Here is a 12,715-nt window from a genome sequence, read left to right on the forward strand (position 1 = left end):
GCTTTGCCGTACGACGTGCTTGTTGCTGTTATGCTTCTACCTGCCTTACCGTAGCCTGTCACTGTTCTATTTATTCCTGCCGTCCCGTACGACTGTGCCTGTCACTGCTATGTTTATTCCAGCCTTCCCGTACGACTGCCTGTTGCTGCAATGTTTCTTCCAACCTTGCGGCACGGAGCGTCTGTTTCCACTCTATTTTTCCTGCCGTCTCCTACGACCGTGCCTGTTGCTGCTATGTTTATTCCAGCCTTCCCGTACCGTGGGCCTGTTGCTGTTTGCTTAACCTTTTCTCCAGCCGCCCGTCAGCCCTTCCCAGCGCAAACCCGCTTCAAACCAGCGGAGCGAACCGCAGCGCTGCTTCGGTGACATCCGCAATCCCCAATGAACGATTCGGCTTAGAAAGAACCCTGCCTGTCGGTTGCGGGAACGAAGCATTGTCAATTCATCCTCAAACAATCGCCTTTTCACATCGACGGGAGCCTGACCAGCATATGCAAAATAAACCGTAGCCGCCAAGCTGTAAATATCGGACGCAACACCTTGCCGCGACGTCTCGGAATAAAACTCCAGCGGCGAGTAGCCGGTTGACGTCAATATCGCTTGCTTGTCCAAGCTTCCGCTTGGAATCGCCGAACCAAAATCGATCAACTTCGTCGCACCGGTAGCTGGTTCCACCATAATATTGGCAGGCTTAATATCGCGGTGCAGAAAACCGCGCTCATGAACATGGGCCAACGCATCCACTACGGTACGCAGGATAGCCGCAATTTTAACTGGAGAGACGTTGTCTTCTGACTGTTTAATATACTGCTCCAGCGTGATGCCTTTGCAATATTCCATTACAATATAAGCCGTTCCGTTCATCTCGATATAATCAGAATAGGCAATAATGCCAGGATGGTTCAGCTCCTTGAGAGCGGCAGCCTCGCATTCGAAAAGCAGCTTAAGCTCCGCAAACGCTTCGCCCTGCAGCTTGCGCACAATAACCGAGGAACGATCCTGTCCGCGCTTCGCCAAGCTGCGAGGGAAAAACTCTTTAATGAGCTTCGTCTCCCCCGTATCCGTCTCCCTTGCCTTGTAAACGATCGACAGCTCGCTTTGATGGATCATTCTCTTAATCTGATATTTAGCGCCTATTCGTGTATTGCGGCACAATTCATCCGTATTCGCTGTTGCATGATGTATCGTTTCAGCCTTCAACATCGCTACCTCGCTGTACCGGCGACGTCAGCTCCAAAGGGCAGACCGACCGGAGTATAATATTGAAATCATACCCTATATTTGTATACCAAACAAGAAGAAAACGCTATCTTTACACTCGGTTACCCTAGTATCTATTGTAGAGGTTGCGCTCAGCCAGATCCTTCTTAAGCGTATAATATGTATGATTTTTCACACATAATTTAGCCAGATTGAAGCTATAGCGCAAATTATGTATGATTTTTCATATATAATTTTCCAAATTCCATTTTTAGAGCGAATTATGTATGATTTTTCGCATATAATCGCCCAAATTCCCGCTTGAGCACAAATTATGTATGATTTTTCGCATATAATCAGGCCGAATCCCCGCTTGGGAGCATGTTTCGGCTTAAAATCGAAATCAGCGGCCTAGCTACAAGCGAGGGGAAACATTCCGGGGCACGCAGAGAGCCCTTCCGCCGCTCGCTGTTAAGTCCAATCGCTCCATTCTAATCGAAGATTGCAGTAGAAAGCGGTTTTACAAGCGAATACTCTACTTTCCCAGAGTACCTTTACCTTTACATTTACCTCTGCCCTTCCCTCTCCCATCACCTTTTGCTGTTCTCTACTTTCCTGCCATACACTGATTCTATGTTTGGACCTGATTCTCAACACTCAACAGCATTTCCCACAGCCACAAGTCCCCCGCTCTAAAATATCATTTTCGGAAAGTGGCCCCCTCCCCGTAGACAGCCACTAGATTCACACTAATCAAATAAGACGTCTCAGCATAAACAGCCTCTGCCAGCGAAATAATATGGGATGCTACTCCCAACCGTCAAAGATTGGAGGCGATACCGATCATGGCCAAGCAGCAAGGACACGCAAATAAAAACACGCAGACGAAAACTTCCGACAAAAAAGGAAATTCGTCCGGCAACAACCACTAATCTTTAATCTCTCCCTAAAGGCTTAAAAAAAACCCGTCGCCAGCTCAAGTTGAGTGCGACGGGTGTCTCCCATTCGTTTCAATCCAGAAATGATCCGGATAGATTATTTAGATTTTTTGTGCGAAGCTTTCGCTTTCGTAACACCGGACAGTCTGCCTCTGCTTCTGCTTCTGCTTCTGCTTCTGCTTCTGTTAGAAGTACGATTGCTTCGATTACTGCGATTAGTATTATTGCTGCGATTGCGACTGCGACTACGGCTGCGATGATGGTTATTTTCGTTAGAAACATTCTCGTCGTGAAAAGAATATTCATAGATATGCTTCTCGCACGGAACGCAATGATGGCGGTTCACGACGTTAACTTGATGGATAACTTCAACGATTTGCGGGTGAAATACGTCGTTGATTACTGTAACGGGAGGATCGAATACTCGTACGGTAGGGCAAAATGGATCGCAAGGATGACAAGACATTTGCTAGGCTCCTTTCCATATGGTCTGATATAGTATACGGAGAGAAGCCAGTTATTGCTTGTGTTAAAGCCTTGCAAGACATTTGTTCCTACCTTTTTTCCATCGATTTCCTAGACATTTGCCAAGCCATTGCTATTTTCTTGTGCGATTATCGGTTATCTACCTTTTCGGGATAGAGGTCGTGATTGAACAGCCGCTGCTCCGCCATTTGCTCGTACTTGGTCCCCGGCTTGCCGTAATTGCAGTATGGATCGATTGAAATGCCGCCGCGAGGCGTAAACTTCCCCCAAACCTCGATATAGCGGGGCTGCATTAATTCAATGAGATCGTTCATGATAATATTGATGCAGTCTTCGTGAAAATCCCCATGGTTGCGAAAGCTGAACAGGTACAGCTTAAGCGATTTACTCTCCACCATCCGAATATCCGGTATATAGGAAATATAGATCGTTGCAAAATCCGGCTGCCCCGTCATCGGGCAAAGACTAGTAAATTCCGGACAATTAAACTTGACGAAATAGTCCCGGTACGGATGTTTATTATCAAAAGCCTCCAGCACCGACGGCGCGTACTGCGACGGATATTTCGTTCCTTGGTTGCCTAGCAGGCTTATTCCTTGCAGCTCTTCCTCTTGTCTCCCTGTCATTTAAATGACGCTCCTCTCATGCTATCTATGCCTGTATCTTCATCTCATTTCACACACTCACACGCCGCGCTTATTGCCCCATACCCAAGCGTGAAGCTGCGGCAGCACGCGTACCGCTACTAATTGTTCGCTGGCCATCACCTGCTCGATCAGCCATTCGTATCGTTTCAGCAGCTTGCCGAGCAGCACGCCGCTGTCAGTCTCCGACAAATCGTCGTTGCCGGTCTGGACATAAAACGGTACTTGCGGGTAACGCCGATGAACGAAAGCCGCATAATCCAAATCAGCTTGATCGAAAACAACGACTTTAAGACTAAACACTCGTCCCGCCTCCGTCAGTTTGCCGATCAAATCGTCAAGCTTATCCCAATCCGTCTTCATGCCCGAGCTAGGCGGCTTAGGTGACACGGTTACCTCGTCAATATCAAGCAGCCACGGCTGCCACTTACTCCCTTGCGTCTCGACTGCGACCCGAATCCCTTCCGCATGAAGCTGCTGAACCAGCTCGCCCAACTGCGGCAGTAAAGCCGGGTTACCTCCCGAAAGCGTTACATGTGAAAAGGCCGCGCCTCCAATACTTCGTAATTCGGCCATCGTCTCGCTTGCGGTCAACTGCCGGATCAAATCTTTGCCCGTCCCATCCCATGTAAAGGCCGAGTCGCACCACGAGCAGCTGTAATCACAGCCTGCGGTGCGCACGAACATGGTCTTTTGGCCGATCACCATGCCTTCCCCCTGCACGGTTGGACCGAACACTTCCATTACAGGTATCCGCTTCTCAGCCATGGCTTTCCGTCCCTCCGGGACGATAAACGACATAACTCGAAGGCGTTTCCCGTAAAAATATTTGAATGCATTTCGGCCGGTTGGCCGTTTCGTCCAAATGCGCCTGCACAATTTCGGCAATCGTACGCGCAACCACTTCAGTAGTTGGATACGAAGCCTCCCCATGCATTTCTCCAGACACGTGAGAACCGAACAAATCGTCATGGTCATTCAGCAAGCCATGATCGAACCGGTCGTGGATCAGCTTCTTTATATGAGAAAAATTGACGAGAAAGCCGGAACTATCCAAGCTGTTCCCAGCTATCGTCACATTTGCAAAATACGTATGTCCATGAATACGCGCGCATTTGCCCGCTTCCTCCGTCGGAATGTAATGGGCTGCCGCAAAATGTAAATCTTTATTTAACTCATAGCGGTAAGAATGCGGCGTTTGCGGATAAATTTGCTGCATCATAAACTGTCACCGGCTTTCTTAGAGAGATCCAGAAACCGTTCCAGACCCTGGCGCCGCAGCTTACACGCCGGGCAATCGCCGCAACCGTCTGCAATGATGCCATTATAGCAAGTAAGCGTCCGTTCCCTTACATACTCGAAAGCGCCCAAACTGTCGGCAAGCGCCCATGTCTCCGCCTTATCGAGCCACATTAGCGGCGTTTCAATAACAAACGGATAATCCATCGATAGATTTAGCGTTACGTTTAATGATTTGACGAACACATCACGGCAGTCCGGATACCCGCTGAAATCGGTCTCGCAGACACCCGTCACGATTGACCTTGCGCCGATTTGCTTCGCCAAAACAGCCGCAAAGCTGAGAAACAATAAATTCCTCCCGTCGACGAACGTCGTCGGCAAGCCGCCTTCCTCATGCTCAATCGCCATATCCGGTCTTGTTAGCGCGTTGGGCGCCAGTTGGTTTAAGAGCGACATATCCAGTACATGATGCTTAACCCCTAAATCTGCGGCGATTGCCGCTGCGCATTCCAGCTCCAGCGCGTGGCGCTGACCGTAATTAAATGTAACTGCCTGTACTTCCTCATAGCGCTCAAGCGCCCAGAACAGACAGGTCGTGCTGTCCTGCCCGCCGCTAAAAACGACGACGGCCTTTCCTTGCTTACGTTGCTGCTTCATCCTTTTAATCTCCTCCCTGGTTGAGAGAGAGATTCTCCGAACAAATCCTAAACCATCCATAAAATAACAAAACAGAATCCAAGGAGATTCCGTTTCATCCTTAGTTTTTTATAGAGGGAGTTCGCGAACCTCTCCTGCCGCTAGCTGGACGCACAGTCCTGCAGCTGCAGTGTTTTTTCAATTGTACTATCGAATCATAACACAGCCCTTCGCTGTCTAACAACAAAAGCAGGCCGGTTTTGCCAACTGTCATTTTTAACCGGAAGCTTTGCGTTATGATATAGATAACTTAATTAAACAGCACAAAAAAAAGGGCAGTCCAGCGACGGCTTGGCTCAGAATAACCGTCATGACTGCCCTTCCTTATATATGTTAGCCTGCCAGCTTGGCTATCGCTTTAAGCGCCGCAGAAATCTCACGGTCGATCGCGTCCGCTACAACATTCGTATGCGGATCGTATTCAGCCGCCAGATCGGAATCGGCGTAGCCGTCCAATGCAACAATAGCACCCGCTCTGACGCCGCGAAGCGAAGCGACGACGAACAGCGCCGCGATCTCCATCTCGACTGCAAGCACGCCGGCCGCTTTATACTGCTTATGCGGCACTTCGACAACGCCATTGAAGAAGACGTCCAGCGTTACCGTAATCCCTTTCTTCACGATGCCGCCCTCAGCCAGCGCCGCTTCATAAAGTGCGGCAACGACTTCGTTGTCAGCGACAGCAGGAAAGCCGTTCGGCACAAGCTGCGTCGTCAAGCCTTCGGCGCGGACCGCCGCCGTACTGACGATGAGGCTGCCCGCCGGATGATCCGCCGAGTAGGAGCCTGCTGTTCCGACGCGAATCAATGTCGTCACGCCGCCGCGAATCAGCTCCTCAAAGCAAACAGCCGCGCCAGGCGAGCCTACGCCGTGGCTGACAACCGCCAGACGAACGCCTACATACTCGCCTACGAAAGTACGGTATTCGCGGCTGAACGCCAGCTCGCTGACATTCTCCAGCCTCGAAGCAATTTTCTCGGCCCGGAACGGGTCGCCGCATACGATTGCGTAGGGCGGCAGATCTTCAGATTGAACTTGTAGAATGGACAATAGCATATTAATCAAACTCCTTGTGGACCCATTCGTCTTCCGGAATGTCCAGCGCATCCCCAGAGAAGCGCTGCTCACGGAACGGGTCAGCATAATTGTGGAAGCCATTTCGTTCCCAGAAGCCGGGGCGATCTTCCTTCATAAATTCGATTGCGCGAATCCATTTCGTGCTTTTCCAGAAATACAGATGCGGTACGATCAGCCTCAGCGGATAGCCGTGCTTCGGCGTAAGCGGCTCCCCGTCATAGCTGTGCGCAAGCATCACATCGTCCCGTATCAGATCAGCGAGCGGCAAGTTGGCCTCATAATCCTGGTCGGCATAAATCATGACGTATTGAGCCTCGGATTTTACCCCCAGCGAAGACAGCAGATCGACGATCCGCACACCTTCCCACTCTGTATCCAGCTTGGACCATCGGGTAACGCAATGAATATCGTTCACTTGCTTCGTCTGCGGCAGCGCCATCAGCTGGTCGAACGTGAACTCGCGTTCCTGCTCAACCTCCCCGAATATGCGCAGCGTCCAGGCGGCCATATCATATTCCGGCACTTCCCCCTCATGGAGAATAGGAAAGCGATCGGTTAGCGTCTGTCCAGGCGGCACGCGATGCTGCAGCTCGGGCGCAACCTCTGCTACCCGAACCGGCGCTTTTTTCAATCGTTCTGCTTTTTTGTTCACGGCATATTCCTCCGCTTCCTGCTGTCCATATTAACGCGAGCTTTCGTTAGCTTTGCGTGCTTCCTGCATATAGCCTTTGTCCTTGAAGAAAAACATAGCAACAATCGTCACGATATAAGGCAGCATCATCGTGAAATGAACCGGCATCGAGAAGCCTTGCAGCCTTGTGCTAAGCGCGTCCATAAAGCCGAACAGCATACTGGAGCCGAGAACGCCAAGCGGATTCGATTGTCCGAGCATCGTCGCCACAAGGGCGATAAAGCCGCGACCAGCCGTCATCCCTTCCGTAAACATCGTCACTTGACCAAGCGACAGCTGGGCGCCGGCCAAACCGCAAAGCACGCCGCACATCAGAATGGCGCCATATTGAATACGCGATACTTTGATGCCCAGACTCCTTGCTGCGGTCGGATTTTCGCCTGCCGCCAGCAGCCTGAAGCCGGAAACGGTTTTGAACAAATAGTATTGCAGCGCGAAGACGAGCACGATCGAAAGATAGACAAGCGGTGAATGGCCAGAGAGCACATCGCCGAGCCAAGGGATATCTTTCAGAACAGGGATTTCCCATTTCGGCAAGCCGACCATATCCTTATCGTAGTATGCGCCTTTCACGTTGAAAATCGCTCTTAACGAGAACGTCGTCAATCCCGCTGCCAGAAAGTTAAGCGATATACCGACAACGATCACGTTGGCTTTCAAATTAATGCTCATATAAGCGAGCAACAGCGAGAAAACCATTACGCATAAAATAGCAAACAGAACGGCAAGCCATACGTTGCCCGTTAGATGGTTGCCGACGATGGCCGAGAACGCCCCGATCAGTACGAGGCCTTCCAGACCTACGTTGAACAAGCCGACGCGGGAGCACAGCGCGCCGCCTAACGCCGCCAGCAAAATCGGCGTTATCATGCGGAGCATGGAATTAAACAGCGAAACGTCAAACAGCTGTTCCATTGGAAGCCCCCGCTTTCTTTTTCTTTTTAAAATAAGAATAAGTGAACTTGGCCGATACGAACAAAATAAGCACCGCCTGGATAATGCTCGAAATTTCGAGCGGCACATCGGTATTCCGTTCCACGCCCATGCCGCCGGTTTGCAGAGCAGCAATCAGCAGCGCGGCAAGCGCTGTGCCGAGCGGATTGGAGCCGGCGAGCAGCGTGGCCATAATGCCGGACCAAGCATAACCTGGAGCCGATAGCGCATTATCTAAATAGCGATATTGGGTTCCGAGCACTTCGCCCGCGCCGGCCAGGCCGGCAAAGCCGCCGCTCGCCAGCATGCTGTACATCATCATCTGTCCGCGCTTGACGCCGCCATAGCCGGCAAATAACGGATTGCCGCCCAGCATGCGAACTTCATAGCCGCTAACCGTATGCTTCATGAACAGAGCTAATAAAATCGTGCCTACAACAGCGATAATAAATCCGGCATGAATGCTCATGCCTTGAAAAAGCTTAGGCAGCCATGCTGATTGATCGATCATGACCGTCTGCGCCATAGCAGCCGAACCGGAACGGTCCTTAAGCGGATAGGAGACGATATAACCGGCGAACAGCACAGCAATATAATTAAGCAGCAAGGTCGTTATTAATAAATTCATGCGGAACTTGGCATCCAGCCAAGCGGCCAGCACCGACCATAACCCTCCGGCTACAATGCCGGCGAGCAGCGCCGCAATGAGCTTGATCCAGCCTGGGCCGGGCAAATAAATCGCGGTGACCGCAGCGCTTAACGCTCCCAGCACCATTTGCCCTTCCGAACCCATATTGAAAAAGCCCGCGCGAAAGGCCAACGCTACGCCGAGGCCGATTAGAATGATCGGCGTAGCCCGGCTAAGCGTATTCGTGAAGAAGTAGAAGCTGCCGAATGCGCCTTTCCACATCTCTCCATAGGTTTCAAACACATTGCCGCCGACGATTGCAATCGCAATCGCTCCGGCAGCGAGGCCGACAATAATGGCGATTAGCGGCTGAAGCAGCGCTTTGCCCGTATTTTTCAAGCTATCCAACCGCTTTCCCTCCCGCCATTAAAAGACTGATTTGTTCCTCTGTTGCGGAAGCCGCCGGCAGCTCGCCGACGATGCGTCCTTCATACATGACCAGAATTCGGTCCGACAGCTTTAGAATCTCGGTCAGCTCCGACGAGACAAGCAGGATGGCCCCGCCTTCCTCCCGTTTTTTCAACAGCTCGCCATGAATGATTTCCATTGCCCCAACATCTACGCCGCGAGTCGGCTCGGCTGCAATTAGAAAAGGCGTTCCGTGAGCCAGCTCGCGCGCGACGATCAACTTCTGCAGATTGCCGCCGGACAGATTTTGCACCTTCGTCTGCAGCGAGCCGGTTTTAATGCCAAATTGCGAAACCCACCCTCCAACGAGCTTGCGAATCGCAGCTCCGCGAAGAATGCCCCTGCTTGAATATTTGCGGGCGTGGCCCATCAAGCCGTTGTCCGCAACCGTCGCCTCGCGCGCAACGCCCCATTGATAGCGATCCTCCGGAATATGAGCCATTCCGCGATCACGGATCCGCCGCACCTGCAAACCGTTGATTTTTTCGCCCAGCAGACGAACTTCGCCCTCATCTGGCTGTGCGAGCCCAGAGATTGTTTGCAGCAGTTCGGATTGTCCATTGCCAGAAATGCCAGCAATGCCGACGATCTCGCCTTCGCGGACATTCAAATTGACCTTATCCAGCAGCGGCTTCACTCCATTTCCGCGCAGCGACAATTGAGCGACTTCGAGAACCGCATCTCCTGGTTTATACGCCGCCTTCTCCATCACAGCCAGATCGCGGCCAACCATCAATCTCGACAGATGCTCGATCGTTGTATCAGCGGCGTCGACCGTACCTGTTACACTGCCATCGCGCAGCACCGTGATCCGGTCGGCAACTTCCATAATTTCCTGCAATTTATGGCTGATCAGAATAAAGCTTTTGCCCTGCTTCGCAAGCGCTTTGATCGCCGTCAGCAGTTCTGCTACTTCCAGCGGCGTCAGCACCGCTGTTGGCTCGTCCAAAATTATAACTTCCGCTCCTTGATAGAGCACCTTCAATATTTCTACACGCTGCTGCATGCCTAACGAGCATTCCTCTACCTTTTGTTCCGGATTAACCGGCATACCGTATTGGCGGGACAACTGCTCCGTAATTGCCGCTGCAGCCTTCCGGTCGAAACCGACCGTTTTGCCGGGCTCGCGGCCGATGACAATATTTTCCGATACCGTAAAAGACGGAAAAAGCATGAAGTGCTGATGCACCATGCCAATTTTGTTGCGTATCGCATCCGCCGGACTTCCAAAGGCGGTTTCTTGACCCCGGATTTTAATCGATCCGGACGTCGGTGACTCCATACCGTATAAAATACGCATGAGCGTCGTCTTGCCCGCGCCGTTCTCGCCGACCAACGCGTGAATTTCACCTTCGCGCAGCGTAAAATCGACCTCGCGGTTCGCCTTTACAGTGCCGTATGACTTTGTTATTCGCTCCATTTGCAGCAGCACGCGTCTATTCCTCTCCTTCTACAGGCGTAAAAACAGCAGAAGCCGGCTGCTGAGCAGCCGGCAACATCCATTATTCAGGCTTCTTTACAACAATTGCCCCGGAAATAATGTCTTCGGCAATAGCCTTCACTTTATCGACCGTCTCTTGTCCGACAAACGGGCTAAGCGGCGATTCGCTATCACGCGTTACGAAAGTTAGACCTACGCCCGACTCTTTCAAACCGTAATCGGAAACGTTGAATGCGAAGTCGCCGGAGACGAATGCTTTTACCGTCTCGTAAGCAACGGCGTCTGTACCTTTCAACTGAGAAAGCACGATATGTTCAGGATCCAGTACCGTACGGTCAATATCTTGACCGAAAGCGTATAGTCCTTTTTCTTTCGCCGCTTCGAATACGCCAAGGTCGCCTATAGCGGCCATGCCTGCTACGATATCGGCTTTTTGCGAATATTGCAGCAATGCGAGCTCTTTACCTTTTGCCGAGTCGTTGAAGCTGCCGATATAGTTGAGAAGCAATTTAGCATCTGGATTCGTCGAGGCCAAGCCTTGCTCGAAGCCATACGTATATTTCTTCAGAAGAGGCGTGTCCATTGCAACAACAGCGCCAACTACATTTGTTTTTGTCGAGAGGCCTGCAGCCGCGCCCAGCAGATACGCCGCTTCTTGCTCGCGGAATACAACACTGCGAACGTTTGGCTGATCGACTACCGTGTCGATGATAGCGAACGACTTTTTAGGATTCTCAGCCGCTACTTTATTCAATGCGTCTTCCGCTTGGAAAGTAGCTGTAATAATCAGGTCATAGTTTTCGGCAACCGTTGCACGCAGGTTTTGCTCGAATGCGGCAGGGTCCGTCGACTCAATTGTTTTCACTTCTGCGCCGAATTCCTCGCCAGCACGCTTGAAGCCTTCATCCATCGATACGAAGAACGGGTTAACGCCGACTTTTTCCGGCAGTACGAGTGCAATCCGTTTTTTCTCCGCTTTCTCTCCGGCGCCTGCGCCTTTGTCAGTTGCGTTATTGCTAGAATCGTTAGCTTTGCCGTTACCGCCGCAAGCGGCCAGAACAGTAATAGCAACGAACAGTGTCAACAGTACTGCGATTGTCTTTTTCATCTTCTTCTAGTCTCCCCGATCCACCCAAGTTGTTTGTCTATCCCTCTATATCCTATTGGCTTTCTCGGAATTTGTCAATCCTGTTTCTGCGACAAATTTCGAGCTTATTCAACATTAATTATATCTAAAGAAAGTGTCAATAGGGTGATATTGCTTCTTTGTACATGATTTCGTAACAATTACTTTAGTTATGCCCAATTCCGACTCAAAACCTAAATAAGCGCTTGACTGATTATCGCCTGTTTAAGTCGTGCCGCGTATTGTTTGAAAAAGCTGGGGTTATGGATCGTTCGGAGACGATTCTCATCCCTTACGTGTCGTCCGGTGCTGGCTAGTATGGAGAGTCGATTTTTCACATTCATTTAGCCAGGTCTTCATCTGAGTGCGTAATGTATATGACTTTTCGGCCAAATCTCCACATGAGCGCACATTGTATATGATTATTCGTATATAATTTTCCAAAATTCAATCTGAGCGCTAATTATATATGAAATTTCATATATATTTCTCCAGATCTCCGCCTTAGAGCAAAATTATATATGATTTTTCGCATACATTTAGCCAAATCTCCATCTGAGCGCAAAATATATATGATTTTTCGAATATATTCAGCCAAGGTCTTGATCTGAGTCCATAAATGCACCTGAGTTTTCGGCTCCAAAACGAAATCAGCTCCTCATTTCCAGTGAGCGAGAACGCTGCGGGGCAAAGGCTTCTTCCGATCGCTGTTTAAAACGTTTCTTTTGATTTTAAAGCCCTATTCCTTTGACTTCGAGGTTTGCGGTTGGAATAGAGCTTTTAAGCAACCACCACCACTATCGTTCTATCGTCTCTTCAGAATCCCTCTGACCCGCAGCGCTTCCCCTCACTTCAAGTCATGCACTGATTTCGATTTTGAGCCGGTTTTTCACATACATTTCCCCACACCCCGATCGATCTATCACCATTCAAGCCATACCATGCCAAGCCATGCTGCTTTCCACTAATCTTCTCTGGAGATGAAACAAGCGCTAATTATTATGTACTGCCCTACGAACTCTACTTCTATTCCGAACCTATTCTCGGGACACAAAAACCAGCTAATGTTTGTCAAGCTTTGACCTCTTGGTCTTTAAGAAAAATCTTGTTATAATTCTATACATGCCAAATAACCTCCGTTGTAG

11 protein-coding genes and 1 riboswitch are annotated in these 12,715 nt (G+C 50.3%); all 11 genes read right to left on the reverse strand.

Going from position 1 to position 12,715, the window contains the following annotated elements:
* Positions 1–279: 279 nt before the first annotated feature.
* Complete coding sequence (locus tag ACFVTB_RS25725) at positions 280–1,203, reverse strand: serine/threonine protein kinase (RefSeq protein ID WP_387755893.1); 924 nt, start codon at positions 1,201–1,203, stop codon at positions 280–282.
* Between the two features lie 1,549 nt (positions 1,204–2,752).
* Positions 2,753–3,250, reverse strand: a complete 498-nt coding sequence (gene queF / locus ACFVTB_RS25730) for a preQ(1) synthase (protein ID WP_387755895.1) — start codon at positions 3,248–3,250, stop codon at positions 2,753–2,755.
* A gap of 57 nt (positions 3,251–3,307) precedes the next feature.
* Positions 3,308–4,036 carry a 7-carboxy-7-deazaguanine synthase QueE gene (queE, locus tag ACFVTB_RS25735; RefSeq protein ID WP_387755897.1) on the reverse strand — a complete coding sequence of 243 codons (729 nt, stop codon included), beginning with the start codon at positions 4,034–4,036 and terminating at the stop codon, positions 3,308–3,310.
* Positions 4,029–4,490, reverse strand: a complete 462-nt coding sequence (locus tag ACFVTB_RS25740; protein WP_387755899.1) for a 6-pyruvoyl trahydropterin synthase family protein — start codon at positions 4,488–4,490, stop codon at positions 4,029–4,031. Before ACFVTB_RS25740 ends, queE begins: the two co-directional genes overlap by 8 nt.
* Complete coding sequence (gene queC, locus ACFVTB_RS25745; protein ID WP_387755901.1) at positions 4,487–5,167, reverse strand: 7-cyano-7-deazaguanine synthase QueC; 681 nt, start codon at positions 5,165–5,167, stop codon at positions 4,487–4,489. The genes ACFVTB_RS25740 and queC overlap by 4 nt, the downstream gene beginning before the upstream one ends.
* A gap of 94 nt (positions 5,168–5,261) precedes the next feature.
* Positions 5,262–5,305: riboswitch (PreQ1 riboswitch) on the reverse strand.
* Between the two features lie 234 nt (positions 5,306–5,539).
* Positions 5,540–6,262, reverse strand: a complete 723-nt coding sequence (locus ACFVTB_RS25750; protein WP_387755903.1) for a nucleoside phosphorylase — start codon at positions 6,260–6,262, stop codon at positions 5,540–5,542.
* A gap of 1 nt (position 6,263) precedes the next feature.
* Entirely contained in the window at positions 6,264–6,935 is a 672-nt protein-coding gene (locus ACFVTB_RS25755; RefSeq protein ID WP_387755905.1) for a sulfite oxidase-like oxidoreductase, read from the reverse strand.
* A gap of 30 nt (positions 6,936–6,965) precedes the next feature.
* Positions 6,966–7,889, reverse strand: a complete 924-nt coding sequence (locus ACFVTB_RS25760) for an ABC transporter permease (protein WP_387755907.1) — start codon at positions 7,887–7,889, stop codon at positions 6,966–6,968.
* Positions 7,873–8,943 (reverse strand): ABC transporter permease, encoded by a 1,071-nt coding sequence (locus ACFVTB_RS25765; protein WP_387755909.1) that lies wholly within the window; start codon positions 8,941–8,943, stop codon positions 7,873–7,875. Before ACFVTB_RS25765 ends, ACFVTB_RS25760 begins: the two co-directional genes overlap by 17 nt.
* Entirely contained in the window at positions 8,936–10,435 is a 1,500-nt protein-coding gene (locus ACFVTB_RS25770) for an ABC transporter ATP-binding protein (protein ID WP_387755911.1), read from the reverse strand. Before ACFVTB_RS25770 ends, ACFVTB_RS25765 begins: the two co-directional genes overlap by 8 nt.
* A gap of 70 nt (positions 10,436–10,505) precedes the next feature.
* Complete coding sequence (locus ACFVTB_RS25775; protein WP_387755913.1) at positions 10,506–11,552, reverse strand: BMP family lipoprotein; 1,047 nt, start codon at positions 11,550–11,552, stop codon at positions 10,506–10,508.
* Positions 11,553–12,715: the final 1,163 nt, after the last annotated feature.

This window comes from Paenibacillus sp. NPDC058071 (assembly GCF_042885235.1).
Lineage (GTDB): Bacteria > Bacillota > Bacilli > Paenibacillales > Paenibacillaceae > Pristimantibacillus.

Bases quoted from the DNA above. Each gene is read 5' to 3' on its own strand.
- ACFVTB_RS25725 (WP_387755893.1), bottom strand. From the start codon at position 1,203: ATGTTGAAGGCTGAAACGATACATCATGCAACAGCGAATACGGATGAA.
- queF (WP_387755895.1), bottom strand. From the start codon at position 3,250: ATGACAGGGAGACAAGAGGAAGAGCTGCAAGGAATAAGCCTGCTAGGC.
- queE (WP_387755897.1), bottom strand. From the start codon at position 4,036: ATGGCTGAGAAGCGGATACCTGTAATGGAAGTGTTCGGTCCAACCGTG.
- ACFVTB_RS25740 (WP_387755899.1), bottom strand. From the start codon at position 4,490: ATGATGCAGCAAATTTATCCGCAAACGCCGCATTCTTACCGCTATGAG.
- queC (WP_387755901.1), bottom strand. From the start codon at position 5,167: ATGAAGCAGCAACGTAAGCAAGGAAAGGCCGTCGTCGTTTTTAGCGGC.
- ACFVTB_RS25750 (WP_387755903.1), bottom strand. From the start codon at position 6,262: ATGCTATTGTCCATTCTACAAGTTCAATCTGAAGATCTGCCGCCCTAC.
- ACFVTB_RS25760 (WP_387755907.1), bottom strand. From the start codon at position 7,889: ATGGAACAGCTGTTTGACGTTTCGCTGTTTAATTCCATGCTCCGCATG.
- ACFVTB_RS25775 (WP_387755913.1), bottom strand. From the start codon at position 11,552: ATGAAAAAGACAATCGCAGTACTGTTGACACTGTTCGTTGCTATTACT.